This window comes from Micromonospora sp. DT231, from assembly GCF_049847025.1.
Taxonomy (GTDB): domain Bacteria; phylum Actinomycetota; class Actinomycetes; order Mycobacteriales; family Micromonosporaceae; genus Micromonospora.
Window position 1 is genome coordinate 345,070 of the sequence record NZ_JBNCNO010000002.1, and the last position, 24,108, is coordinate 369,177.

Sequence of the window (24,108 nt, forward strand, 5' to 3'; positions counted from 1 at the left end):
GTCGCTCACCAGCCGAAGGTGCGGTCGACAGCGTCGAGCACCCGGTCGAGGTCGGGCAGGTACTCCTCCTCCACCCGGGCGGCCGGGTAGGGGGTGTCGAAGCCGGTCACCCGCAGCACGGGCGACTCCAGCGAGTAGAAGCACTCCTCGGTGATCCGGGCGGCCAACTCGGCGCCCAGGCCGATGTTCGACGGCGCCTCGTGCACCACGATCGCGCGGCCGGTGCGCTTCACCGACTCGTACGCCGCCGCCAGGTCCAGCGGGGACAGCGAACGCAGGTCGATGACCTCCAGCTCACGGCCGTCCTCGGCGGCGGCGGTCGCCGCCTCCAGGCACGTCCGCACCATCGGCCCGTAGGCCAGCACCGTCACGTCCGTGCCGGGCCGCACCACGCGGGCCGAGTGCAGCGGGTACGCCTCGGACAACGGCGCGTCCAGGTCGACCTGACCCTTCTCCCAGTAGCGCCGCTTGGGCTCCAGGAAGACGATCGGGTCGTCCGAGGCGACGGCCTGCTGGATCATCACGTACGCGTCCTGCGGGTTGGCGCAGGTCACCACCTTCAGGCCGGCCGTGTGCGCGAAGTACGCCTCGGGCGACTCGGAGTGGTGCTCGACCGCGCCGATGCCACCGCCGTACGGAATTCGGATCACCATCGGGATGCTGAGCCGGCCGCCGGAGCGGTAGTGCATCTTCGCCACCTGCGACACGATCTGGTCGTACGCGGGGTAGACGAAGCCGTCGAACTGGATCTCGCAGATCGGCCGGTAGCCACGGATGGCGAGACCGACAGCGGTGCCGATGATGCCGGACTCGGCCAGCGGGGTGTCGATCACCCGCTGGTCGCCGAAGTCCTTCTGGAGCCCGTCGGTGATCCGGAAGACGCCGCCGAGCTTGCCGACGTCCTCGCCCATGATGATGACCTTGGAGTCGTTCTCCAGGGCGCGGCGCAGGCCGGTGTTGAGGGCCTTGCCGATGGTGAGCGTCTCCGTGGCCATCAGTGAGCACTCCCCTCGAACGACTCCATGTAGCGGCTGAACTGCGCACGCTGCTCGTCGAGCAGCGGAGAGCCGTTCGGGTAGACGTGGTCGAACATCGTCACCGGCTCGGGGTTGGGCATGTCGAGCACCCGCTCGCGCAGGTGCACCGACTCGCGGCGGGCCTGCTCGTCGACCTCGGCGAAGAAGGTCGCGTCGGCGATCTGCTGCTTCTCCAGGAAGGCCTTGACCCGGGTGATCGGGTCCTTGGCCTGCCAGGCCTCGACCTCGCTGGCGATGCGGTAGCGGGTCGGGTCGTCGGAGGTGGTGTGCGCGCCCATCCGGTAGGTGTATGCCTCGATCAGGCTCGGGCCCTGCCCGTGGCGGGCGTTGTCGAGTGCCGTGCGGGTGACCGCGTACGAGGCCAGCACGTCGTTGCCGTCCACCCGTACGCCGGGGAAGCCGAAGCCGGCGGCCCGCTGGTAGAGCGGGACGCGGGTCTGCCGCTCAAGCGGCTCGGAGATCGCGTACTGGTTGTTCTGGCAGAAGAACACGAGCGGGGCGTTGAACACGCTCGCCCAGACGAACGCCTCGTTCACGTCGCCCTGGCTGGTGGCCCCGTCGCCGAAGTAGGCGATGGCCGCTTCGCCGTCGTCGGTGCCGGTCTTGCCGTCCATGGTGATGCCCATGGCGTAGCCGGTCGCGTGCAGGGTCTGCGCGCCGATGACGATCGTGTACATGTTGAACTTGAACTCGTTCGGGTCCCAACCGCCCTGGTCGACACCGCGGAACAGACCGAGCGGCATGATCGGGTCGATGCCCCGGCAGTAGAGGACGCCGTGCTCCCGGTAGGTCGGGAAGGCCATGTCCTGCGTCCGCAGCGCCCGCCCCGATCCGACCTGCGCGGCCTCCTGGCCGAGCAGGCTGGCCCAGAGGCCCAGCTCGCCCTGGCGTTGGAGAGCGGTCGCCTCGGCGTCCAGCTTGCGGACCAGCACCAGATCGCGGTAGAGCCCGCGGTATTCCTCATCGGTGAAGTCGACGCGGTATTCGGTGCCGTCCGGCCCGGTGACGCTGTCGATCCGCTCGCCGTCGGGGGTGAGCAGCTGCACCAGCTCGGGGTCGCCGGCCGTGCCCTTCTTGGAGCGGGGTGCCGCCCGCCTGCCGCGGGTGGTGCCCCCGGGGTCGCCCTTTGCCATCGGTCTCTCCCTGTCGTGTCTGCGTCGGCACCGGGGGGTCACCCGGCCACGCAACTCGTGCGCCTGCCCGGCTCTTGCCGGACCGGTTCCTGGCGGCCGCGCCTAGCCCCGGTGGGGGTTGCCGCACGGCATGAGCCGGGTTCTGGCCGAACCCGGATCGGGAGCGCCGGCGCCGGGCCGCGCCTGCCGCGTGGGTGCGCGGAGGTCACGGCTGCGTTGCCGTCGTGCTCCATATTCGCAGAGCAGGTGAGCGCGCCCACAGTACGCCCGCCCCGGATTCCGACCGCCCACCCTTTGCCGCTGTTTGTCGCCCTCCTGCCGGCCTGCCGTTCCGAGGCGTTCCGGCGATGATTCGTCACGGTTCGGTCAGCCCGGCGTGTCGACACGCCGTGGAGGTTGGCTGACGGAGGGTAACTGGGCCAGGCTGATTCCCGCAGGATCACGTTTGTCGGGTTATATGCCGGCTTTGTGGCTGCCGGCGGCGAAGCCCGGCGGCGGTGGCGGCCAGGCGTTCGCGCGGCGTCCACAGGTGTCCTCCGACGGCCGACGACAAGGGGTGTGCGGTGCACGAGCCAGGTGACGGTCCCGGCACACCAGCACTCGGCCGGCATCGGTCCGCCGGTGGCTACCGCCGCGTGGTCGGCGTCCACCGCGCCCCCGGCGCGGGCGGCCCCACCCGTGGTTACCTGCTCACCGTCGCGCTGCTGGCCGGCACCGCGTCGATGCCCATCCTCGCCGCCATCAGCGCGGGCTCGGCCACCCCGGGCAGCACCGCGCTGCCCGACAACAGCACCCCGTTCATCCCGACCCCGTCGATTGGGCCGGTGGTGATCCCGATGCCGATGACCAGCCAGCCGGCACTCCCGCCACCCGGCACCCCCAGCGTCGGCCCGACAAGTGGCTGGCTGCCCGCCGCTCCCCGGCGTACCTCGGACCGGCCCGCCTCGGAGACCGTGACCGGCCCCGGGCCCGGCCGGCCGGCGACCTACCCGCCGCTGGCGCCGAAGCCCACCCGCGGCACCTGGCCCGCCGTCCCCCCGCCCGGTCCGCCGACCGACCCTCCGGACTCCGAGCCGACCGACCCCTACCCCGACCCCGACCCCACCGATCCCGACCCGACGGATCCCGACCCGACGGATCCCGAGCCGACCCCGACGCTGGACCCGTCACCGACGACGGACCCGACGCCCACGTCGGAACCGACGCCGACGACGGACCCGACGCCCACGTCGGAACCGACGCCGACCATGGACCCGTCCGACCCGACGCCGACGTCGGACCCGTCCGACCCGACGCCGACCATCGACCCGACCACAAGCCCGCGCCCGACGCCGACGGACGCCCTCACCGCGACCGCCGTGCCGACCAGGGCGCCGTCTGCGCCGGTCACCACCCCTGGGCCGACCGCCGCCCCGGCCACACCGACCAGCCAGCCCGGCCCAGCGGTCCCGGCCCCCACCGGCGTCTCGTCGATGCCATCGGGCGGTCGCGCCCCGCTGGCCTGACCAACGCATCCCACCGTTTGCCGCCGCGACGGTACGGTGACCCTCAGGCGTGACCCATCCGGTGCCGGCGGTGTGCCGGCGTCAGGCACGTACCGGAGGGGGTGGCGTGGGCGGCGGCGCGAGACTCCGCCCGGTCGTCACCCGGCCCGGCCCGGGGCTGCGGATCGCCCGGCTGGTCACCGAGGTGAGCGCGCCGGCCGTGCTCGTGTCGCTGCTGATCGTCACCGTGAGCTGGCACAGCGCACGCCGGCCGGGTCAGGGCCTGATCTGGGGTCTGCTCGCCACGCTCTTCGTCATCGGCATTCCGTTCGCCTACGTCGTCGGCGGGGTACGCCGTGGCCGCCTCACCGACCACCACGTCGGCCGCCGGGAGCAGCGCCGGGCGCCGCTGCTGGTCGGCCTCGCCTCGGTGACGGCGGGGCTCGCCCTGCTCGTCGTGCTCGGCGCGCCCCGCCCGGTGCTGGCGCTTGCCGTGGCCGGGCTCGTCGGTCTCGTGGTCACCGTGTCGGTGAGCCACTGGTGGAAGATGTCGATCCACTCGGCGGTGGCCGCCGGCACACTCGTCATCCTGATGCTGACCTTCGGTACGCGGCTGATCGTCGCCGCGCCGCTGCTGGTACTTGTCGGCTGGTCCAGGGTGCGGCTCAGGGACCACACGGTGGCGCAGGTGCTCGCCGGCGGTGTGCTCGGCGCGCTGATCGCCGCGGTGGTCTTCGGCGCGCTGCGCTGACCGGTGACCCGGGGCGGACGGCGTGCCACCCGCCCCGGAAACCGTCAGGCGCCGTCGTCGGCGAGGCGGTGCCGGTTGGCCTCGATCCAGGCGTCCAGAGCGGCCGGGTCGTCCGGGTCCACCCCGTCGGCCATGAGCTGCGCCACCGCGGCGGTCGCCGGGCTGCGCCGCTCACCGGTCGAGTAGAGGCGGGCGAACTCCGGCACCATCTCCTCGATCGCCTCGTCGGTGCGTGTCGCCGCCGCCTCCGGCAGCCCGCGCTGGCGGGACGCGTACCGCGCCCAGGCGCGCAGCACCCGGGGCAGCATCGCCGCGTCGTCCATGTCCAGCACCGCGCGGCGGTGCACCCAGTCGAGCAGGAACAGCCCCGACACCGCCGGGCTCCAGCGCATCGGGTCGCCGTCCGGGAAGCTCGCCGAGTGGTCCAGCACCAGGCTCAGGCAGAAGTGCAGGGAGGCCAACTCCGCGCCGTCGACGGCGTCCAGCCCGAAGCGGGCGGCCTCCGGCGCGGCGAGGAACTGCCGGACCAGGTCGGTGCGCTCGGCCGCGGAGAGCGGCTCGACCGCCGCCGGGCCGGTCGGCTCGGCCGCGGTGGGCAGGATCGCCAGCCGGGCACCGACAAGCGCCCGGTCGGTCGCGAGGGAACCCTCGCCGGGCAGCTCACTCAGGTCGTCGGTCACCGAGAGGTGGCGGGCCACCTCACCGCGGAGCCGGGCCGGGTTCTCGGTCCGGAACCAGGTCAACTCGTCGTCGGCACACATCTGCCGGACCTGGTCCAGGATCCGTTCCGCCGGCCCGCCGACGAAGATGTCCTTGGTGATCCCGATGTTGTGGTCCACCAGGGCCACCAACGCGTGCTCGGTGCCACCCGACGCGTCGTCGTAGGCGAAGGTGGCGAGGTAGGAGGTCTGGTCGCCGTACACGTCGCCGTACGCCCAGGTGCCGGTGAGGTGCACCCGGCCGAGCTGCCCGGACCAGGCGGGCGCCTGGCTGCCCGGACGGACCCGCTCGGTGCCCTCGGCGTTCGGGACGAGCGCGGCGAAGACCTGCCGGATGGTGGTCGCCGCCGCGATCCGACGGCGGGCGGTGGCGGCGAGGAACCCGGTGACGAACTCCCGTACGGCGGTGTCGCGGTCGGTCTCCGCGATGGCGTAGACACTGCCCAGCAGCGCGCTGCCGAGCATCTCGGCGTCGAGGGCGGACTCCAGCTTGGTCACGTCGCGTGCGGCGTGCAGCACCGCGTCGTAGGGGGTCTCAGGCGTGGCCATGCTCCGACCCTACGCCGCCCAGCGCCGATGGAGAGCGGTAGCGGACCGGGCAGCGCGTCAGCGGCTGGAGGCGTCCCGCAGCGCGTCGCGTGCCTGCGCGTACGAGTCGAGCACGGTCCGTACCGGTGTCAGCACGTATTCGTCGCCGACCAGGGCGACCTTCGCCGTCAGCCGCTCCTCGGCACGGGCTCGGGCGCGCCGGGCGGCCCAGCGCACCACCGGCCGGGTCAGCGCCGCCACCAGCAGCCCGGCCAGCAGGCCACCGAGCAGCAGCAGGGTGGGCAGCGGCACCTGACCGACAGTCGGGTTGTCCAGCGCCGGCAGGCCCAGCGCCCGCAGCGCGTACCCGAGCGCCAGCCAGCCGAGCCCGACCACGGCGGCGAGGGTGACAAGCCACTGCACACCGCCGACGACACGCCACCACAGCGGTCGACGGTCCAGGCCGAGGTCGGTGCCGGCGATCGTGCGGTCCAGCGCGTCCGGCAGGTCACCGAGGCGGGACCGGGCGGCCGAGGTCACCGCGCCGGGCCAGGCGGCGGGCAGGTCGGCGGCGGACCGGTCGGCCACGGCGCGGATCGCGAGGCCCAGCGCCGAGCGCTGCGCGGCCGACGGCTCCGGGACCGAGGTCGCCGCGACCAGGCTCTCCGCCGGGTCGTCCCGGCCACCGGTCGGGCCGGGCAGGTGCAGCCGACGCAGCGGGTCGGGTCGCAGCCGCCGCCAACCCCGTACCACGGGCCAACCGGTGGCCGCGCCGGCCCGATGCCGGTACGCCTGCTCCACCGCGTTGCTGACCGCGGGCACGCCGGCCGCTCCGGCCAGCGCCCGGTTCAGCCCGTCGACCGTCGGGTTGTCCGGTCCAGCCGCGGGTCGGGCCGAGCCGACCAGCTCGTCCAGGCCGGCGACAACCGTGTCGACGTCACCCGCGAGTCGGCGCAGCGCGGCCTGCCGTTCGGCGACGGTCCGTTCCAGCGCGCCGCGCAGCCCCACCATGCCGGCCGGGTCGACGGCGGTGGTGGACAGCAGCGGCACACCGGTCAGCCCGTCCGAGTCGAGCAGCCGACGCAGGTCGTCCAGGACCCGGGGCACCTCGGCCGGGGACAGCCGGTCGGCCTGGTTGAGCACGACCACCGTGACGTCGCGGTGCCTGTGGAACTCGCGCAGGTAGCTGTCGTGGATGACCCGGTCGGCGTACTTCTGCGGGTCGACCACCCAGACCACCTGGTCGACGAGGCCGAGGAGCCGGTCCACCTCCAGGCGGTGGGAGCGCTGCACCGAGTCGAAGTCGGGCAGGTCGAGCAGGACCAGCCCGTGCAGCGCCGTCTCGTCGTCCGCGTCCAGGGCGCTCTCCCGGACGAAACGGTGTCGGGGCAGCACGCCGATCCAGTCGAGCAGCTGGTTCGCACCCGCCAACGGCCCCCACACGCAGGCGTGGGTGACGCCTGTGGTCGGCCGGCGGACCCCCACCGGCGACAGCTCCAGTTGGGCCAACGCGTTGAAGAGGCTCGACTTGCCGCTGCCGGTGGCACCCGCCAGCGCGACCACCGTGTGGTCCCGGGACAGCGCCAGCCGGGTGCCGGCCCGCTCGACGAGGGTGTGCGCGGGCACCAGCTCGGCGTCGGGCAGCAGGCCGTCCACCGCGGTCAGGAAGCGCCGGACCGCGTCCAGCCGGGCGACGAGCGCGTCGGCGTCCACCCGCTTGTCGCCGCGGAACGCCTCGCGTACCCGGCCGGTGAGGTTTGTCACCGGGAGCCCTCCTCGTCGCGGGCCGGTCGGGTGTCGCCGCCAGCGGACAGACCACTGCGGTGCCGCGCCAGCTCGACCCGGCCGGCGGCCCGGCGCAGTCCGTCGCCGGCGTCCGCGGCGGGGCGGGCGTCGACGGTGCGGCCGAGGAACCGGTCGGCCTCCGCGTCGAGCAGCGTCCGCACCCGGGCCAGCAGGTCGGTGCGGGCCTTGGCGGCCAGGGTACGCACCGCCTGGTCGCCGAAGATCGCCTGGAGCACGGCCTGCGCGGCGACTGTGGTGCCGGCCCCGGTGGCCAGCTCCAACCCGGTCGGGATGAACGCGGTGGAGGCGAAGACGGCGATCATCACGGCCAGGCCTGTGGCGTTCACCGCGTACGCCGCCGTGCGGGCCACGAACCGCTTGTCGCCGCCCTCGACCCGGACCAGCTCCAACACCCCGCGCTGCCAGTCCCGGACCATCCGTTCGGCGCGCTCGGGCAGGTCTTTGCTGGGGTGGGCGAGCGCCGGATCGAGCAGCCCGCTGCCCGCCGGGTGCGCCTTCCAACCCGTGTACGCCGATTCGGCGGCCTCCGAGGACACCCCGCGCAGCAGCGTGACCAGTTGCGACTCGATGGCGTTGCGCAGCTCGACGGCGGGTGCCGGTCGACCGGTGACGGCGGCGACGACCCGGTCCCGCAGGCGGCCGATCCGTGCTTCCAGGGTGCGGAAGAACTCCCCGGTGCCGACGAACTCCTGCCAGCGGGCGAGCACCTCGCCCCGGAGCAGTCGGCCGTCCTGAAGCCCCTGCTCGACGGTGCGCTCGGCGCCCCGGTACGCGGCCCGCACCCGGTCGTCCAGCTCGTCGGCGGCGGTGACCTGCTCGTCGGCGGCGTCGGCCAGCTCCTCGACGGCGGGGTGGAGCGCGGCCAGCGCCCCGTCCAGCGTCTGGCGGACCACCGCCGACCGTGCGTCCGCGTCGCCGGCCAGCCGGGCGAACCAGTCGGCAAGCGCCGCGGTCGCGCCCTCGGGCAGCAGCCCCTGCCCGTCGACCCAGGTCTCCGGCAACACGAACAGCGGCGCCCGGCCGAGGTCCTGTTCGGCGAGCATCTCGGCCAGGTGGGCGGCGATCTCGTCGGTGGCCTCGGCGGGCACCCGGTCCAGCACCATGGCGATCACCGCGCCGCGCGCCCGGGCGCTGCGCAGCAGCTCCCAGGGGACCGCGTCGGCGTACCGGGCGGCGGTGGTGACGAAGAGCCAGAGATCGGCGGCGGCCAGCAGTTGGGTGGCGAGCGCCCGGTTGGCGTCGACAACCGAGTCGATGTCGGGCGCGTCGAGGAAGGCCAGCCCGGCGGGGAGGGCGGGGGCGGTGACGAGGTGCAGGGCGCGCGGGTCGTCGCTCGGCTCGGTGGTGCGGGTCAGACCGGGCAGCAGGTCACCCTGCCGGAACCACGCCGCGTCGGACGGGTTGCAGACCAGCACCGGGGAGCGGGTGGTCGGCCGGAGCACACCGGCGGCGCTGACCCGGGCCTTGACCAGGCTGTTGACCAGGGTCGACTTGCCGGCGCCGGTGGAGCCGCCGACCACCACGAGAAGCGGGGCGTCCAGCCGGGCGAGCCGGGGCAGCAGATAGTCGTCGAGCTGATCGCCGAGGGCCGTGGCGGTGTGCCGGGCGGGGCCGGCGGAGGGCAGCGCGAGAGGGTACCGGGTCGCGCCGATCGCCTCCCGGAGGCCCGACAGGGCGCCGGGGAGGCCGTCGTCCCCGGTGGTGGCGGGCGGCTCCTCCGCGGCGTCCGGCGGACCGGTGCGGGCTGCGACGGCGGGCGCGCCGGAACGGGTGGCGGAATCGCCGGGCGTCGTCACCGCTAAAGCGTGCCCGACCGATGCAAGGGAAGACAACCGGACGGTAGGAAAGGCTGGGTTGCGTCGGGGTGACTCAACTCGACTTGACGATTCGCCAACGCGTGGCACTATTGAGTCCAGTTCACTCAACTTGTGGTGGGGCCCGCTGCGGGCGGTGTCCGCCAAGCAGCCACGGGCAGTGCCCGTCACCTGCACAACCTTACGAAGCGAGGAAGCGAAGATGGCACGTGCGGTCGGTATCGACCTCGGCACGACGAACTCCTGCGTCAGCGTTCTCGAGGGCGGTGAGCCCACCGTCATCGCCAACGCTGAGGGCTCGCGGACGACCCCGTCGATCGTCGCGTTCGCCCGCAACGGGGAGGTGCTCGTCGGTGAGGTCGCCAAGCGCCAGGCGGTGACCAACCCGGACCGGACGATCCGCTCGGTCAAGCGCGAGGTCGGCACGAACTGGTCCGTCGACATCGACGGCAAGAAGTACACCCCGCAGGAGATCTCGGCCCGGACGCTGATGAAGCTCAAGCGGGACGCGGAGGCGTACCTGGGCGAGCAGATCACCGACGCGGTGATCACCGTTCCGGCCTACTTCAACGACAGCCAGCGGCAGGCCACCAAGGAGGCCGGTGAGATCGCCGGCTTCAACGTGCTGCGGATCGTCAACGAGCCGACCGCGGCCGCCCTGGCGTACGGGCTGGACAAGGGCTCCAAGGAGCAGACCGTCCTGGTCTTCGACCTCGGCGGCGGCACCTTCGACGTCTCTCTGCTGGAGCTGGCCGAGGGCGTCATCGAGGTCAAGTCGACGAGCGGTGACAACCACCTCGGCGGCGACGACTGGGACCAGCGGATCATCGACCACCTGGTCAAGACGTTCCGTGGTGAGCACGGCATCGACCTCGGTCAGGACAAGATGGCCCTCCAGCGCCTCCGTGAGGCCGCCGAGAAGGCCAAGATCGAGCTGTCCGCCGCCACCACCACGAACATCAACCTGCCGTACATCACCGCCGGCGCGGCCGGCCCGCTGCACCTCGACGTGACGCTGAGCCGCGCCGAGTTCCAGCGGATGACGCAGGACCTGCTGGACCGCTGCAAGGGCCCGTTCGAGCAGGCCGTGAAGGACGCCGGGATCAAGATCTCCGACGTCGAGCACGTCATCCTGGTCGGCGGTTCGACCCGGATGCCCGCCGTGACCGACCTGGTCAAGCAGCTCACCGGCCGCGACCCCAACAAGGGCGTCAACCCGGACGAGGTCGTCGCCGTCGGCGCCGCCCTCCAGGCCGGTGTGCTCAAGGGTGAGGTCAAGGACGTCCTGTTGCTCGACGTGACCCCGCTGAGCCTGGGCATCGAGACCAAGGGCGGCATCTTCACCAAGCTGATCGAGCGCAACACCACGATCCCGACCAAGCGCTCCGAGGTCTTCACCACGGCGGACGACAACCAGCCGTCGGTGCTGATCCAGGTCTTCCAGGGCGAGCGGGAGATCGCGGCCTACAACAAGAAGCTCGGCACCTTCGAGCTGACCGGCCTCCCGCCGGCGCCGCGCGGCGTGCCGCAGATCGAGGTCGCCTTCGACATCGACGCCAACGGCATCGTCAACGTGCACGCCAAGGACCTGGGCACCGGCAAGGAACAGAAGATGACGATCACCGGCGGCTCGTCGCTGCCGAAGGACGACATCGAGCGGATGCGCCGGGACGCCGAGGAGCACGCGGAGGAGGACAAGCGTCGCCGCGACGACGCCGAGGCTCGCAACGTGGCCGAGGCGCTGCAGTGGCAGACCGAGAAGTTCCTCGCCGAGAGCGGCGACAAGCTGCCCGGTGAAAACCGGGAGCAGCTCAACGAGGCGCTCGGTGAGCTGCGGGGTGCCCTCGGCGGTCAGGACATCGAGAAGATCAAGTCCGCCCACGAGAAGCTGGCGAAGGTCTCCCAGGAGGCCGGGTCGCTGCTCTACTCGGCTCAGGCCGAGCAGGGTCAGCAGCCGGGTGGCGAGGCCGGCCCGGGTGCGGCCGGCGCACAGCCGGGCCCGCAGTCCGGCGGCGCCGACGACGTGGTCGACGCGGAAATCGTGGACGAGGACGGCAAGAAGTGACCGTCGGCCTCCAACACGTGTCCACGGCGAAGGGGATGGGGTAGCCGCATGACGCAGAAGCCACGAGCCGCCGACCCGAGCGACACCGGGTCGACGCCGGGTGGCTCCGCGCCCACGGAGCCGACCACCGGCGACGGGGAGCGGGTCGTCATCCGCAACAAGCGCAAGCTCGTCGACACGGCGGAGCCGGAGGGCACCGCCGCTGACGCGGAGACCGGTGTGCCGGCCGAGGGCCTGGTCGAGGACGCCGAGGTCGTGGTCGACGAGATCGAGGTCGAGGTCAACGCCACCGACGGTCCGGAGCCGTCCGGCCCGCCGGTGGTGGACGCCCCGGCGCAGCCGGTGGACGGCGCCGGCCCCGGCACGTCGCTCGGCGCCGAGCTGGAGGCGCTCCGGGCTGAGTTGGACGAGCGGACCCGGGACGTGCAGCGGGTGTCGGCGGAGTACGCCAACTACCGCAAGCGTGTCGACCGCGACCGCAACCTGGTGCAGGAGCAGGCGACCGGTTCGGTGCTGGCCGCACTGCTGCCGATCCTCGACGACCTGGACCGGGCTCGGGAACACGGCGACCTGGTCGGGCCGTTCGGCACGGTGGCGGAACAGCTCACCACCGCGCTCGGCAAGTTCGGCCTGAACGCCTTCGGCGAACAGGGCGACCCGTTCGACCCGACCCGCCACGAGGCGGTCGCGCACCAGACCTCGGCCGAGGTCACCGAGCCGACCTGCGTACAGGTCATGCGGCGCGGCTACCAGCTCGGTGAGCGGCTGCTGCGCCCCGCGCTTGTCGCGGTCGCGGACCCGGAATAGTGCGAAGCAGTGACCGGGCCGTCTCGCCCACCGCGCGTCGGTGGGCGAGACGGCCGGGCCGCGACGGTCGAGAGGGGGTGGACCGGTGAGTTCCAAGGACTGGATCGAGAAGGACTTCTACGCCGTGCTCGGCGTGGACAAGGCCGCCTCGGCCGATGACATCAAGAAGGCGTACCGCAAGGTGGCCAGGGAGTCGCACCCGGACCACAACCCGGGCGACGCCAAGGCGGAGGAGCGGTTCAAGGCCGCGTCCGAGGCGTACAACGTGCTGTCGGACTCCGGCCGCCGTCGCGAGTACGACGAGATGCGCTCGCTGTTCGGCTCGGGCGCGTTCCGGCGCGGCGCCCGCGGCGCGGGTCAACCGGGCGGCATGCCCTTCGACGTCTCCGACATGTTCGGCGGCGGCGGGGGCGGCGACCGCCGCTTCGGAGGCGCCGGCTTCCAGGACCTGTTCAGCTCGATCTTCACGGGTGGTCAGGGTGGTGGGCAGGCGGCGCCACGCGGCCCGGGCCGTGGCCGGGACGTGGAGACCGAGGTGGCAATTGACTTCGGCGACGCGGTACGCGGGGTGACGCTGCCCCTGACGCTGCGCGCGCCGGGCGTCTGCGAGACCTGTCACGGCAACGGGGCCAAGCCCGGCACCCAACCGCGGACCTGCCAGGTCTGCCACGGTGCCGGCGTGACCACCCGCAACCAGGGGTCGTTCAGCTTCTCCGAGCCGTGCCGCAACTGCCAGGGCGTCGGCACGGTGGTCGAGGAGAAGTGCCCCGAGTGCCACGGCAGCGGCGGTGTCACGAAGACACGCACCATGAACGTGCGCTTCCCGGCCGGCGTGTCCGACGGTCAGCGCATCCGGCTGACCGGGCGCGGTGAGCCAGGCGAGCGCGGCGGCCCGGCTGGTGACCTGTTCGTGCACGTCAAGGTTCGGCCGGACGAGCTGTTCGGGCGTACCGGCGACGACCTGACGTTGAGCGTGCCGATCACCTTCGCGGAGGCCGTGCTCGGCACGGACCTGCGGGTGCCCACGCTCGACGGCGCGGTGACCCTGCGGGTCCCGCCGGGTACGCCCAGCGGGCGGGTGTTGCGCGCCCGGGGCAAGGGTGTGGTGCGCCGCGACGGGCAGGCCGGCGACCTGCTTGTCACGTTGGACGTGGTGGTGCCGGCCCGGTTGTCCGACGAAGCGCGCACCGCGCTGGAGGCGTTCGCCGAGCAGAGCCCGCCAGCCGCCCGGGAACATCTCGAGGCGCGGGTGCGTCGGGTCAGTTAGTCCGGTGGAAGGGACGCGGAGGTGAGCGGGATGTCGGGCGAGTTCCTCGGTTCGGGTGACCCTGCCTACGAGGCCAAGGTGCTGATGATCTCGGTTGCGGCGCGGATGGCGGGGATGCACCCGCAGACCCTGCGCCAGTACGACCGGCTGGGGCTGGTGCAGCCCGGCCGGGCCGCTGGAGGCGGGCGTCGGTACAGCGTCCGTGACGTGGTGCTGCTGCGCGAGGTGCAGCGGCTCAGCCAGGACGACGGGATCAACCTGGCCGGCGTCAAGCGGATCATCGGGCTGGAGCGGCTGTTGGAGCAGGCGCAGCAGCGGGTGGCCCGGCTGGAGGCGGAGCTGGACGCCGCGTACCGGCGGGTCGCCGAGCTGGAATCCCTCGCCCGCTTTCCGGGTCGGGATCTGGTGCCGACCAATCGCACGTCCACCGCGCTCGTGGTCTGGCGACCCCGTCGTACTCCCGATCGTTGACCTGCCACACACCCGGAGCTTTTCCTCGGCCCGGACCGCACCGGATTCCCCGGCGCGGTCCGGGCCGCTTCGGTTAGCCTGTCGATACGGGTCCAATCGGCTTAATACGGACCTACCGGCATGGCGAGGGGGAGCGATGGCGGAACCGGCGAAGAAGGTCGCCCAGCAGACGGAAGAACGGTTGGAAGACCTGGCCGAGACCGTCCGCAAGAAGTTCGACAAGGTGACCGAGGGGACCTACCGGGACCGGGTCGTCGAGGGCCGGTTCGCCGAACAGGGCGACCACGGCGGCGACAAGAGCCGAGCCGAAACCGAGCGCAAGCAGGACTGACCGGTGACCGACGTGCGGGCCGGGACCCACGGGGGGTCCCGGCCCGTTCGCCCGTCAGAGCGCGGGCCGGGACGCGGTGTCACCGTGGCGGGGGTCCCGGCCCGTTCGCCGTCAGAGTGCGGGCCGGCCCTCAGCCGAGGCGGCGGTTCTCGCGGACCAGGCCGCCCTCGCACCAGTCCCGGTAGACGAAGAGGTCCGGGCGGGCCAGCAGCACCCGTCCGTTGTGCGCCCAGATCTTCATCAGCTCGTCGCCGTCCCGCTCGGCCTGCTCGACGAGCTTGCGGAAGCGGCGCTTGGGATGGGCGCGGAAGTTCGTCCGGATGCCGTCGGCCGCGTAGATGTAGAGGCAGTGCAGCGCGAAACGCCGCGCCGGGCAGGTCGGATCCATCGCCAACTCGAAGAGGGTCAACACCAGCCGGTCGCCGGAGACCAACAGGTCCCAGTCGGGTGGCATCGAAGCCAACGGCACCGAATCGGGCTTGTACGCCCAAGCTCGCAACTCCGCCGGACTCGGATCGACGGGGTTGGCGAAGCCGTGGAACGTCGACTCCTGCACGCTCACCGGCCAACCTTCCGCTCTCGCCCGCGTGTGGCAACGCTGCCTACGGACCCTGGCTGCTGGGGCGAAACGGTAACCCGCCGTCGGGTGCTGCGGTAGTACCCGCGAGGAGCAATTCCGCAACCGTTGGCATGGCCGGGTTCACGGCATCGACGGCGTTGCCGATGATGCTCCTATGACAATCCACGTACGACGGTTGCGGCGCGGCGCCGAGGCCGAGTTCGTCTCGGGGTTGGAGTGGCTCTTCGCCCCTCCCGGCAGCCGTCCCGCGGACTGGGACCGCGACCGCGCCGTCGAGCGCACCGCGCGGGTACTCGACCACGAGAACACCGCGCTCTTCGCCGCGCGATCGCAGGAGGATCATGTGGTCGGCGTGGCCAGCGTCTACCTGGACATCCTCTCGGTGCGCTTCGGCCGTCGGGCTTCGATCGAGGATCTCGCCGTGCACCCCGAGTGGCGTTCCCGGGGTGTCGGTTCCCGCCTCCTGGCGGCGGCCAGGGCGTGGGCGCACGACCAGGGAGCCGACTATGTCTTCCTGGAGTCCGGCCTCGCCCGGACCGAGGCGCATCGCTTCTACCTCCGCGAGGGTGCGACCCACGCGGCCGCGGCCTTCAGGTGGAGCTCAGTGCACTGAGTCGACGACCGGGGTCGACTCCCGCCGCTGGGCCGCCGCGCGGTTACGCAGCCACCGCTTGAACCACGGGAAGTCCGGCAGCCGGGCGAGGATCGGCCCGGTCACCACTGTGATCAGGACGTACGTCGCCGCCAGCGCCGCCAACCGCGGCTCGACGCTCCCGGCAGCCACCGCGAGCCCGGCGATGACGATGGAGAACTCACCGCGAGGTACGAGTGCCAGGCCGGCCCGCCACCGACCGGGTTCCGCGATGCCGACCCGGCGGGCCGCGAGGTAGCCGGTGAGCGTCTTCGTCGCCATGGTGACAACTGCCAACGCGAGCGCCGGCAGCAACACCGGCGGGATGTCCCGTGGGTCGGTGACCAGGCCGAAGAAGACGAAGAACACCGCGGCGAACAGGTCCCGCAGCGGGGACAGCAACTCGGTGGCGTGGTGCGCCACCGGGCCGGAGAGCGCGATGCCGACCAGGAACGCGCCGACCGCCGCCGACACCTGCAGCTTCGCCGCGAGGCCGGCGATCAGCAGGGTCAGACCGAGTACGCCCAGCAGCAGCGCCTCCGGGTCCTTCGCCGACAGGGCGGACGAGATGAGGTGGCCGTACCTGATGGCGACCACCAGCACGAGCAGCACGGTGCCCACCGCGACAGCGAGTGCGATGCCGCCGCCCAGCAGGCCGGTGCCGGCCAGTACCGCGGTGACCAGCGGCAGGTAGAGCGCCATCGCCAGATCCTCGATGACCAGGACCGAGAGGATCACCGGAGTTTCCCGGTTACCGAGTCGGCCCAGGTCGGCGAGGACCTTGGCGATCACCCCCGAGGAGGAGACCCAGGTGATGCCGCCGAGCACCAGGGCGGCCACCCAGTCCCAGCCGAGCAGCAGGGCGAACGCCGCGCCGGGCAGCGCGTTGAACAGGCCGTCGATCAGCCCGGCCGGCGCCGCCGAGCGGAGGTTGCCGACCAGCTCGTTGGCCGAGTATTCCAGGCCGAGCATCACCAGCAGCAGGATGACGCCGATCTCGGCGCCGACGGCGAAGAACTCCTCGCTGGCGGCGAGCGGAAGCAACCCGCCGTGCCCGAACGCGAGCCCGGCCAGCAGGTAGAGAGGGATCGGTGAGAGGCCTACCCGGCGGCTGAGCCGGCCGAGGACACCAAGCAGCAGCAGCAGCGCGCCGACTTCGACGAGCAGTGTGGTGGAGTCGTGCATCCGCCTCAGCCGTCCGGGTCACTGTCGGCGAGGATGGCGGACACGCCGTCGAGACCCCTGCGGGTCCCGACGACGACCACCACGTCGCCGGCTGCGAAGCGGAAGGAGGGGAGTGGCGAAACGATCACTTCGCCTTCACGCAGCACCGCCACGATGGAGGCACTGGTGCGGGTACGCGCCTTGGTGTCGCCGAGCTTGCGGTTGACGTACGGCGAGCCGGCCGAGATGGCGATCTGCTCGGTGAGCAGACCGGCGGCCTGCTCACGCAGCCCGGAGAGCTGGCCGAGCATCAGCGACGCGCCGAGGATGTCGGCCAGCGCCTCCGCCTCGTCGTCGGTCAGCGGGATGTCCGCCTGGCAGGAGTCGGGATCGTCCGGGTCGTACAGGACCAGATCTCGGCGGCCGTTGCGGTGGGAGACGACGCCCAGGCGACGTCCGGACTCCGTCACCAGATCGTGACGTACCCCGATCCCGGGTAGGGCGGTCTGCTCGACACGTACTCGCACAGGCTAAGGCTACCGCTTGGTGAACAAAGCGCAGATCTTGGACGGACGGCAACCCGTCGGGCGGCCCCGGCGCAGTGCAAGGGTCGTGATCCACTCGGGTTCGTTGAAGTCGGCGTATCCAACGTGGCGAGACGCCCCGACTTCCTGAAAGGCGAGTGGATCTACTTCGGGTCGCTTACGTAGGTGCCTTTGCCTTGATGCCCTTCGGTCAGACCCTCGGCCTGCAGGATCAACAGCGCTGAACGGACCGGCTCGGCGGACACGCCGTAGTGCTCGGTCATTTCACGCAACGAGGGCAGCTTGTCGCCTGGCGCGTACTCGCCGGAAGCGATCTTGTCGCGGATGTCCTGCGCGATTCGTTGGCGGTCCGAAACTCGGGGCATGGGGCAACTCCTGGTAGGCCCCAAGATCTTCCCATGCGGTCGGCGGGTGAGCCAACACTTCGCGTGCTAAGCATGGTCACTGCTTGTCCTGCAATGCTTTGCATTGCATGTTGGCGGGGCGGGCACTCGGGGTGTGGAAAGCCTGGTAGGCAACCGGCCTCCTCGGCCGGGTCGTCCGCGTTGCCGCTGGCGCGGCCGTGTGCTCCCCTCGGGTAAACGGCCGTGTCAGCGCCCGACCCCCAGGAGAGGAGCGCCGCTGATGGTGGGCCGAGGGTGGTGGCGATGAGCGGGCGGTTCGTCATCCACCTGCCGATATCCGCGCCCGACCTGGCCCGCGCCAAGATGCTGGGGCGGACCGCCGGTCGGTCGTTGGCCTTTCTCGCCCGGATCGACCTTGGCGGGATCACCGTCTCGACCGAGGACGACCAAGGGGTACGGCACTGGGTCTTCTGCGACCGGCGGCTGGACGGTGGCCGTCGCTGCGTGCTCCGCGCCGACCACGAAACCCCGTGCACCGCGCGGTTGCCCCGGCGAATCGGCGCGTAGGGGCCGCACAAGACCGTGATCGACTCGGTTTTCAGGATGTCGCGGTGTCCTGGCGGTCCGGATGCCCCGACTTCCTGAAGGGCGAGTGGATCAACCGCGCCGGGGCCGGACGCGCTGCGCGTCGGGGCCGGACGCGCCGGTGCCCGCCCCGGCCGAGCGGGTGCGGGCACCTGGGCACGCCGTGGTCAGCGGAGGCTGGCGAAGAACTCGCGGATGTCGGCGGCCAGCACCTCGGTGGCCTGGTGGGCGGCGTAGTGACCGCCGACGTCACCGCGGCCCTCGACGTCCGTCTCGTACGCCGTCCACCTGACGATGTTCGCGTGGTCCCGCTCGGCGAAGCGGCGGATGGACTGGAAGTCGCCGGGGAACATGGCGAGCGCGGTCGGTGCGGTGGTCGGCTCGGTCGGGGGCTCGCCGGCGTGCGCGTCCTCCCAGTAGAGCCGGATCGCCGAGGCGGCCGTGCCGGTGAACCAGTAGAGCGCCACGTTGGCCAGGACGAAGTCGGCGTCCAGGCTCTCGTCGAACAGTTGGGCGTTCCAGGCGAGCAGCCCGACCGGCGAGTCGGCCAGGCCGAACGCCAGGGTCTGCGGCTGCTGACTGTGCACCTGGTTGAAGGAGAACTTGTTCTCGTAGAACCACTGGAGGTGCCCGAGCGCGGCCTGGTCCGCCTCCGAGAGCCCGGCGAACTCGGCCGGGTCGCCGGAGGGGAACGAGAAGAGTTGGGTGACGTGGACGCCGAGGACGTGTTCCCGGTCGATCCGGCCCACCTCCGGCGCGACCATCGAGCCGGCGTCGTTGCCGACCGCGCCGTAGCTGTCGTACCCCAGGCGGTTCATCAGCTCGGCCCAGGCGCGGGCGATGCGGAACCGGTTCCAGCCGGCGCTGCGGGTCGGGCCGGAGAAACCGAAGCCGGGCAGCGACGGGATGACCACGTGGAAGGCCGGCGCGTCCGGGTCGGTCGGCTCGGTGAGCGGGGCGATCACGTCGAGGTATTCCAGCACCGAGCCGGGCCAGCCGTGGGTGAGCACCAGCGCGGTGGCGTCCGGCCGGGACGACCGGACGTGCAGGAAGTGGATCTGCTCGCCGTCGATGTCGGTGACGAACTGGGGGTGGGCGTTCAGCCGGGCCTCGACGGCGCGCCAGTCGAACCCGTCGCGCCACCTGTCGACGAGGGCACGCACCCGATCGGTGCCCATCCCGTAGGCGTCGCCCGCGCCGGGCAGCTCGGCGGGCCAGCTCGTGCGGCCGAGCCGGGCGGCCAGGTCGTCGAGGTCGGTCTGCGGGATCTCGACGCGGAACGGGCGGATCGCGGTGCCGGTCATCTCGGAACTCCTTCGGAACGGAATGTTTCGTTCTGTAATCACAGTAGCAGACCGGAACGATCCGTTCCACTGCTAGGCTGGGGGCATGTCCACGACTTCCGGCAAGACGCTTGGCGGTCGCCGCGCCCAGGCCGCCCGCAACGACGAGGTCATCCTCGAAGCCGCACGTGCGGTCTTCCTCGACGATCCGAAGGCGCCGATCGCCGCCGTCGCCGAACGCGCGGGCGTCGGCATCAGTGCGCTCTACCGGCGGTACGCGGGCAAGGAGGACCTGCTGCGTCAGCTCTGCCACGACGGGCTGCGCCGGTACGTCGCCGAGGCCGAATCGGCCCTCGCCGAGCCGGACGACTGGACGGCGTTCGCCGGGTTTCTGGCCCGGGTGGTCGACGCCGACGTGCACTCGCTCACCGTTCACCTGGCCGGCACCTTCACCCCGACCGAGGAGATGGGCCGGGACGCGATGCGCGCCAACGAGCTGGCCACGACCCTGTTCGAACGGGCCCGCGCCAGCGGTCGGCTGCGCCCCGACGTGGTCGTACCGGATCTCGGGTTGTTGCTGGAGTCGTGCGCGGCGGTGCGCGTACCCGATCCGGAGCGGACCGGGCAGTTGCGCCGCCGGCAGCTCGCGGTGTTGCTGGCGGGTCTCTCGACGGCGCCGGACGCGGACCCGCTGCCCGGCCCGGCTCCGGCGGCCGGGGAGTTCGACTGGCGGTGGCGTCCTCGGGAGTGATGGGCGTCACGCGCTAAGGTTGAGTGGAATACGCTCAACTCTGGTTGTGTCCTTCTCAGTGGACAACGCCGATCCGGGGGAGCCCATGAACACCGAAAGACTCACCACCAAGAGCCGCGAGACCATCACGGGCGCTGTCGCGCTGGCCAACCAGCGTGGCCACGCCACCGTGGAGCCCTGGCACCTGCTGCTGTCACTCCTGGACACCGACGGCTCGACCGCCACCGGTCTGTTGCGCGCCGTCGGGGCCGACCCCGCCGAGCTGCGCCGGGCCGCCCAGCGCGCGGTCGACGCCCTGCCGGCCGCCCGCGGTTCGAGCATCGCCGAGCCGACGTTGGCTCGGGAGTTCGTCAACGCCATCGGCGCCGCCGAGCAGATCGCCCGGCCGTTGGGCGACGAATACACCTCCACCGAGCACCTGCTCGCCGGCCTGGCCCGGGTGGGTGGGGCCGTGTCCGGTGCGCTGAAGACGGCAGGCGCCACCGAGGAGGCCCTGGTCGCGGCCTTCCCGACCGTGCGCGGTGGCGACCGCCGGGTCACCACCGCCGACCCCGAGCAGACCTACCAGGCCCTGACCAAGTACGGCGTCGACCTGACCGCCAGCGCCCGGGACGGCAAGATCGATCCGGTGATCGGTCGGGACGCCGAGATCCGCCGGGTCATCCAGGTGCTCTCCCGGCGTACGAAGAACAACCCGGTGCTGATCGGCGAGCCCGGCGTCGGCAAGACCGCGATCGTCGAGGGCCTCGCCCAGCGGATCGTCACCGGTGACGTGCCCGAGTCGCTGCGCGACAAGAAGCTGATCTCGCTGGACCTCGGGGCGATGGTCGCCGGCGCGCAGTACCGGGGCCAGTTCGAGGAGCGGCTGAAGTCCGTCCTGGAAGAGATCAAGAACTCCAACGGGCAGGTCATCACCTTCCTCGACGAGCTGCACACGGTCGTCGGCGCAGGCAAGGGCGAGGGCTCGATGGACGCCGGCAACATGCTCAAGCCGATGCTGGCCCGTGGCGAGCTGCGGATGGTGGGCGCCACCACGCTCGACGAGTACCGCGAGCACATCGAGAAGGACCCGGCGCTGGAGCGTCGTTTCCAGCCGGTGCTTGTCGGCGAGCCGACGATCGAGGACACCATCGGCATCCTGCGTGGGCTCAAGGAGCGCTACGAGGTGCACCACGGCGTACGGATCACCGACGCCGCGCTTGTCGCCGCCGCCACCCTGTCGGACCGCTACATCACCGACCGGTTCCTGCCGGACAAGGCGATCGACCTGGTCGACGAGTCCGCGTCCCGACTCCGGATGGAGATCGACTCCCGGCCCGTCGAGGTGGACGAGATCGAGCGGGCGGTCCGCCGGCTGGAGATCGAGGAGATGGCGCTGGCGAAGGAGCCGGACGCGGCCTCCGCCGAACGGTTGGAGCGGCTGCGCAAGGAGTTGGCCGACAAGCGCGAGCAGCTCACCGTGCTCTCCGAGCGCTGGCAGACGGAGAAGAGCCACATCACCAAGCTCTCCACGGCCAAGGAGGAGCTGGAACGTCTCGGCGGCGAGGCCGAGCGGGCCGAGCGCGACGGGGAGTTGGAGCGCGCCGCCGAGCTGCGCTACGGCCGGATCCCCGCCCTCAAGGTCGAGCTGACGCAGGCCGAGGAGGAGTTGGCCCAGCTCCAGGCCGACGGCGCGATGCTCAAGGAGGAGGTCGGCGCGGACGACATCGCCGCGGTGGTCGCCTCCTGGACCGGCATCCCCGCCGGCCGGCTGCTCGAAGGCGAGACGGCCAAGCTGCTGCGGATGGAGGAGTCGCTGGGCGGTCGGGTGGTCGGCCAGGCCGAGGCCGTCGGCGCGGTCTCCGACGCGGTCCGCCGGGCCCGGGCCGGCATCGCCGACCCGGACCGCCCGACCGGCAGCTTCCTCTTCCTCGGCCCCACCGGCGTCGGCAAGACCGAGCTGGCGAAGGCCCTCGCCGAGTTCCTCTTCGACGACGAGCGGGCGATGGTCCGCATCGACATGAGCGAGTACGGCGAGAAGCACTCGGTCGCCCGGCTGGTGGGTGCCCCGCCCGGTTACGTCGGCTACACCGAGGGCGGCCAGCTCACCGAGGCGGTGCGCCGCCGGCCGTACTCGGTGATCCTGCTCGACGAGGTGGAGAAGGCCCACCCGGACGTCTTCGACGTGCTGCTCCAGGTGCTCGACGACGGCCGGCTCACCGACGGCCAGGGCCGCACGGTGGACTTCCGCAACGCGATCCTGATCCTCACGTCCAACCTCGGGTCGTCGGTGATCGGCGACCTGACGCTGGCCGAGGAGCAGCGCCGGGAGGGTGTCCTGGCGGTGGTCCGGTCGCACTTCAAGCCGGAGTTCCTCAACCGGCTGGACGACATCGTGGTCTTCGCCTCGCTGCGTGGGGACGACCTGCGGACCATCGTCGACATCCAGCTGGACCGGATGCGGCGGCGCCTGGCCGACCGCAGGCTCGGCCTGGAGATCACCGATGCCGCTCGGGCCTGGTTGGCCGAGCACGGCTACGACCCGATCTACGGAGCCCGCCCACTGCGCAGGCTGGTCCAGACGGCGATCGGAGACCAGTTGGCGAAGGCCCTGCTGTCCGGCCAGATCCGCGACGGCCAAACGGTGAAGGTGGACCAGTCCCCAGAACCCAACACCCTCACGGTAACCCCCGCCTAACCACCCCCACCCCGGCTGCTTCCCTGCGTTGATCATGGAGTTGTTGCCCGACTGCACGGCGTGTCGGGACAATAACTTCATGATCACCGGGGTCGAAATGGGGTGGGTGGGGAAAGAGTTGGAGCATGTTTGGGATTGGGAAGAAGTGGGAGCGGGACCTTGGTGCAGCCGTCGACACGTTGGTCGCGGCTGACACGCTCGCCTTCGGTGGGGTTGGCATCGCCGGGGCCCTGCTGCCGGTGACGGAGGCGTTCCACACTGTCGAGGCCGCGCTCGACGACCATCCCGACGAGGTCCGCCGGCAGCTCGACCGCGTGCTGGCCGACGGCACACCCGCCGGCCGGGCGTACGCGGCCACGCTGCTGGAACGGCTCGACCCGGCGGCGGCCCGAGCAGCCTGGACCTCGTTACGGGACGACCCGACCGAGTTCACCACATTCGTCGGCTGTGTGATGGGCCGCGAAACCCTTGGCAACTACGCCAGCCAACGGCTCGCCACATCTTGATCCATCTGCGGACACGGACGAACCACCGCCCACCCGGCCGTCCACAGTGCGATCGTGCACAACAGGCGATGCCGCGACTGCCGTCGGTAGTTGAGCTGTCGGTCACGGTACGGGTCGCACCGGAGCCGAGGATTGTTACCGTCTGCGCCGAGGTACCTGGGGAGATGGTCGGGTGGGCAGGTCAGTGACGTACCTGGTGGTGGCGCTTGCCGTACTCGCGGCGGTCGTCATCGTCATCGCCGTGCGGGTCCGGCGGTCGGCGGCGACCCGGCCCGGCGGGCGGTCGTCGGACGCCACGGCGCAGTCGCTGCGCGGCGACCCGCTTCGCCTGGCCCTGGGCGACCGCGTGCGGATCCGCAATCGGGAGTACGCGGTGAGCGGCACCATCCGCCTGGTCGAGGGGGACTGGAGCTGGGTGCAGCACCTGCTCGACGACGACACCGGCACCCGCTACCGGCTCTCCGTGGAGGACGGCACCGAACTGGAGTTGGTGCTCTGGACGGCCGAGCCGGGCGCGAGCGTGACACCGGGTGCCCCGACCATCGACCTCGGTCGGCGGCGTTACACCTGGGCCGAGACGGGGCAGGCGCGCTACACCGCCACCGAGGAGGTCGGGCTGCCGCCGGCCGGGACGATGCGCTACCACGACTACCAGTCCGGTGGCGGGGCACGGCTGTCCTTCGAGGCCTACGGCGAAGAGGGTTGGCGAGTGGCCCGCGGTGACCTGCTCCACCCCGCTGACCTGACGATCCTTCCCCGATCCGGAGAGCGCTGAGCCCGAGCCGGGTGGGCGTGCCGGCTCGCCACGGCATGCCGAAACGGCCGGTTC

Annotated in this window: 23 protein-coding genes; 13 read left to right on the top strand and 10 right to left on the bottom strand. The window is 71.9% G+C overall.

Going from position 1 to position 24,108, the window contains the following annotated elements; genetic code table 11:
* Window positions 1-5: 5 nt before the first annotated feature.
* Together ACPXBU_RS06445 and pdhA are read right to left on the bottom strand one after the other, a co-directional pair.
* On the bottom strand, window positions 6-995 hold the full coding sequence (locus ACPXBU_RS06445) for an alpha-ketoacid dehydrogenase subunit beta (RefSeq protein WP_425757113.1): 990 nt from the start codon (window positions 993-995) through the stop codon (window positions 6-8).
* The gene (gene pdhA, locus ACPXBU_RS06450) at window positions 995-2,170 is read right to left on the bottom strand and encodes a pyruvate dehydrogenase (acetyl-transferring) E1 component subunit alpha (RefSeq protein WP_425757115.1); all 1,176 of its coding nucleotides are present in this window, start codon (window positions 2,168-2,170) and stop codon (window positions 995-997) included. The genes ACPXBU_RS06445 and pdhA overlap by 1 nt, the downstream gene beginning before the upstream one ends.
* Window positions 2,171-2,733: 563 nt before the next feature.
* Between pdhA and ACPXBU_RS06455 the strand changes: the two genes are divergently transcribed.
* Both ACPXBU_RS06455 and ACPXBU_RS06460 read left to right on the top strand, forming a co-directional pair.
* Window positions 2,734-3,675: a hypothetical protein gene (locus ACPXBU_RS06455; RefSeq protein ID WP_425757117.1), complete on the top strand. Its 942-nt coding sequence runs from the start codon at window positions 2,734-2,736 to the stop codon at window positions 3,673-3,675.
* A gap of 49 nt (window positions 3,676-3,724) precedes the next feature.
* Window positions 3,725-4,405 carry a phosphatase PAP2 family protein gene (locus tag ACPXBU_RS06460; protein WP_425757119.1) on the top strand — a complete coding sequence of 227 codons (681 nt, stop codon included), beginning with the start codon at window positions 3,725-3,727 and terminating at the stop codon, window positions 4,403-4,405.
* Between the two features lie 44 nt (window positions 4,406-4,449).
* Here ACPXBU_RS06460 and ACPXBU_RS06465 read toward each other — a convergent pair whose 3' ends face one another.
* Genes ACPXBU_RS06465 through ACPXBU_RS06475 form a run of 3 tightly spaced genes read right to left on the bottom strand, consistent with a single transcriptional unit; the run spans window position 4,450 to window position 9,254 of the window.
* Window positions 4,450-5,673 carry a hypothetical protein gene (locus tag ACPXBU_RS06465; protein ID WP_393365270.1) on the bottom strand — a complete coding sequence of 408 codons (1,224 nt, stop codon included), beginning with the start codon at window positions 5,671-5,673 and terminating at the stop codon, window positions 4,450-4,452.
* A 57-nt stretch (window positions 5,674-5,730) separates the two neighbouring features.
* Entirely contained in the window at window positions 5,731-7,416 is a 1,686-nt protein-coding gene (locus ACPXBU_RS06470) for a GTPase (protein ID WP_425757121.1), read from the bottom strand.
* Window positions 7,413-9,254 carry an ABC transporter gene (locus tag ACPXBU_RS06475; protein ID WP_425757123.1) on the bottom strand — a complete coding sequence of 614 codons (1,842 nt, stop codon included), beginning with the start codon at window positions 9,252-9,254 and terminating at the stop codon, window positions 7,413-7,415. Before ACPXBU_RS06475 ends, ACPXBU_RS06470 begins: the two co-directional genes overlap by 4 nt.
* Before the next feature lie 220 nt (window positions 9,255-9,474).
* On the opposite strand from ACPXBU_RS06475, the gene dnaK reads away from it, so the two are divergent.
* The 5 genes from dnaK (at window position 9,475) to ACPXBU_RS06500 (ending at window position 14,213) form a co-directional block, all read left to right on the top strand.
* A complete protein-coding gene (gene dnaK / locus ACPXBU_RS06480; protein WP_393365276.1) occupies window positions 9,475-11,337 on the top strand; it encodes a molecular chaperone DnaK in 1,863 nt (620 codons plus the stop codon).
* 48 nt (window positions 11,338-11,385) lie between these two features.
* Window positions 11,386-12,144, top strand: coding sequence for a nucleotide exchange factor GrpE (gene grpE / locus ACPXBU_RS06485; RefSeq protein ID WP_393365278.1), 759 nt, complete (start codon window positions 11,386-11,388; stop codon window positions 12,142-12,144).
* Between the two features lie 85 nt (window positions 12,145-12,229).
* On the top strand, window positions 12,230-13,411 hold the full coding sequence (gene dnaJ / locus ACPXBU_RS06490) for a molecular chaperone DnaJ (protein WP_425757126.1): 1,182 nt from the start codon (window positions 12,230-12,232) through the stop codon (window positions 13,409-13,411).
* 30 nt (window positions 13,412-13,441) lie between these two features.
* Entirely contained in the window at window positions 13,442-13,882 is a 441-nt protein-coding gene (locus ACPXBU_RS06495) for a heat shock protein transcriptional repressor HspR (RefSeq protein WP_030332087.1), read from the top strand.
* 136 nt (window positions 13,883-14,018) lie between these two features.
* Window positions 14,019-14,213 carry a hypothetical protein gene (locus ACPXBU_RS06500; RefSeq protein WP_425757128.1) on the top strand — a complete coding sequence of 65 codons (195 nt, stop codon included), beginning with the start codon at window positions 14,019-14,021 and terminating at the stop codon, window positions 14,211-14,213.
* A gap of 130 nt (window positions 14,214-14,343) precedes the next feature.
* On the opposite strand, the gene ACPXBU_RS06505 is transcribed toward ACPXBU_RS06500, so the two are convergent.
* The gene (locus ACPXBU_RS06505) at window positions 14,344-14,775 is read right to left on the bottom strand and encodes a hypothetical protein (protein ID WP_357809076.1); all 432 of its coding nucleotides are present in this window, start codon (window positions 14,773-14,775) and stop codon (window positions 14,344-14,346) included.
* Window positions 14,776-14,947: 172 nt separating this feature from the next.
* On the opposite strand from ACPXBU_RS06505, the gene ACPXBU_RS06510 reads away from it, so the two are divergent.
* A complete protein-coding gene (locus ACPXBU_RS06510; RefSeq protein ID WP_425757130.1) occupies window positions 14,948-15,406 on the top strand; it encodes a GNAT family N-acetyltransferase in 459 nt (152 codons plus the stop codon).
* On the opposite strand, the gene ACPXBU_RS06515 is transcribed toward ACPXBU_RS06510, so the two are convergent.
* The 3 genes from ACPXBU_RS06515 to ACPXBU_RS06525 all read right to left on the bottom strand — a co-directional run bounded on the left by ACPXBU_RS06515 (window position 15,395) and on the right by ACPXBU_RS06525 (window position 17,498).
* Window positions 15,395-16,609, bottom strand: coding sequence for a cation:proton antiporter (locus tag ACPXBU_RS06515; protein ID WP_393365285.1), 1,215 nt, complete (start codon window positions 16,607-16,609; stop codon window positions 15,395-15,397). The genes ACPXBU_RS06510 and ACPXBU_RS06515 overlap by 12 nt on opposite strands.
* A gap of 5 nt (window positions 16,610-16,614) precedes the next feature.
* Entirely contained in the window at window positions 16,615-17,115 is a 501-nt protein-coding gene (locus tag ACPXBU_RS06520; RefSeq protein ID WP_393365287.1) for a cation:proton antiporter regulatory subunit, read from the bottom strand.
* A gap of 161 nt (window positions 17,116-17,276) precedes the next feature.
* On the bottom strand, window positions 17,277-17,498 hold the full coding sequence (locus tag ACPXBU_RS06525; RefSeq protein WP_425757132.1) for a winged helix-turn-helix domain-containing protein: 222 nt from the start codon (window positions 17,496-17,498) through the stop codon (window positions 17,277-17,279).
* 282 nt (window positions 17,499-17,780) lie between these two features.
* On the opposite strand from ACPXBU_RS06525, the gene ACPXBU_RS06530 reads away from it, so the two are divergent.
* The gene (locus ACPXBU_RS06530) at window positions 17,781-18,044 is read left to right on the top strand and encodes a hypothetical protein (RefSeq protein WP_425757134.1); all 264 of its coding nucleotides are present in this window, start codon (window positions 17,781-17,783) and stop codon (window positions 18,042-18,044) included.
* Between the two features lie 185 nt (window positions 18,045-18,229).
* Here the strand turns inward: ACPXBU_RS06530 and ACPXBU_RS06535 are convergent, their stop codons facing one another.
* Complete coding sequence (locus tag ACPXBU_RS06535) at window positions 18,230-19,366, bottom strand: epoxide hydrolase family protein (protein ID WP_425757136.1); 1,137 nt, start codon at window positions 19,364-19,366, stop codon at window positions 18,230-18,232.
* An 85-nt stretch (window positions 19,367-19,451) separates the two neighbouring features.
* Here ACPXBU_RS06535 and ACPXBU_RS06540 point away from each other — a divergent pair, with 85 nt between their 5' ends.
* The 4 genes from ACPXBU_RS06540 (at window position 19,452) to ACPXBU_RS06555 (ending at window position 24,054) form a co-directional block, all read left to right on the top strand.
* A complete protein-coding gene (locus ACPXBU_RS06540; RefSeq protein WP_425757138.1) occupies window positions 19,452-20,096 on the top strand; it encodes a TetR/AcrR family transcriptional regulator in 645 nt (214 codons plus the stop codon).
* An 85-nt stretch (window positions 20,097-20,181) separates the two neighbouring features.
* Window positions 20,182-22,773: an ATP-dependent chaperone ClpB gene (gene clpB / locus ACPXBU_RS06545; protein ID WP_425757140.1), complete on the top strand. Its 2,592-nt coding sequence runs from the start codon at window positions 20,182-20,184 to the stop codon at window positions 22,771-22,773.
* A 125-nt stretch (window positions 22,774-22,898) separates the two neighbouring features.
* Entirely contained in the window at window positions 22,899-23,279 is a 381-nt protein-coding gene (locus ACPXBU_RS06550; RefSeq protein WP_393365298.1) for a hypothetical protein, read from the top strand.
* 172 nt (window positions 23,280-23,451) lie between these two features.
* The gene (locus ACPXBU_RS06555) at window positions 23,452-24,054 is read left to right on the top strand and encodes a DUF4178 domain-containing protein (RefSeq protein ID WP_425757142.1); all 603 of its coding nucleotides are present in this window, start codon (window positions 23,452-23,454) and stop codon (window positions 24,052-24,054) included.
* Window positions 24,055-24,108: the final 54 nt, after the last annotated feature.

Bases quoted from the DNA above. Each gene is read 5' to 3' on its own strand.
- ACPXBU_RS06550 (WP_393365298.1), top strand. From the start codon at position 22,899: ATGTTTGGGATTGGGAAGAAGTGGGAGCGGGACCTTGGTGCAGCCGTC.
- ACPXBU_RS06500 (WP_425757128.1), top strand. From the start codon at position 14,019: ATGGCGGAACCGGCGAAGAAGGTCGCCCAGCAGACGGAAGAACGGTTG.
- clpB (WP_425757140.1), top strand. From the start codon at position 20,182: ATGAACACCGAAAGACTCACCACCAAGAGCCGCGAGACCATCACGGGC.
- ACPXBU_RS06445 (WP_425757113.1), bottom strand. From the start codon at position 995: ATGGCCACGGAGACGCTCACCATCGGCAAGGCCCTCAACACCGGCCTG.
- grpE (WP_393365278.1), top strand. From the start codon at position 11,386: ATGACGCAGAAGCCACGAGCCGCCGACCCGAGCGACACCGGGTCGACG.
- ACPXBU_RS06540 (WP_425757138.1), top strand. From the start codon at position 19,452: ATGTCCACGACTTCCGGCAAGACGCTTGGCGGTCGCCGCGCCCAGGCC.
- ACPXBU_RS06515 (WP_393365285.1), bottom strand. From the start codon at position 16,609: ATGCACGACTCCACCACACTGCTCGTCGAAGTCGGCGCGCTGCTGCTG.
- ACPXBU_RS06510 (WP_425757130.1), top strand. From the start codon at position 14,948: ATGACAATCCACGTACGACGGTTGCGGCGCGGCGCCGAGGCCGAGTTC.
- ACPXBU_RS06495 (WP_030332087.1), top strand. From the start codon at position 13,442: ATGTCGGGCGAGTTCCTCGGTTCGGGTGACCCTGCCTACGAGGCCAAG.
- ACPXBU_RS06525 (WP_425757132.1), bottom strand. From the start codon at position 17,498: ATGCCCCGAGTTTCGGACCGCCAACGAATCGCGCAGGACATCCGCGAC.
- ACPXBU_RS06535 (WP_425757136.1), bottom strand. From the start codon at position 19,366: ATGACCGGCACCGCGATCCGCCCGTTCCGCGTCGAGATCCCGCAGACC.
- pdhA (WP_425757115.1), bottom strand. From the start codon at position 2,170: ATGGCAAAGGGCGACCCCGGGGGCACCACCCGCGGCAGGCGGGCGGCA.
- dnaK (WP_393365276.1), top strand. From the start codon at position 9,475: ATGGCACGTGCGGTCGGTATCGACCTCGGCACGACGAACTCCTGCGTC.
- ACPXBU_RS06465 (WP_393365270.1), bottom strand. From the start codon at position 5,673: ATGGCCACGCCTGAGACCCCCTACGACGCGGTGCTGCACGCCGCACGC.
- ACPXBU_RS06530 (WP_425757134.1), top strand. From the start codon at position 17,781: ATGAGCGGGCGGTTCGTCATCCACCTGCCGATATCCGCGCCCGACCTG.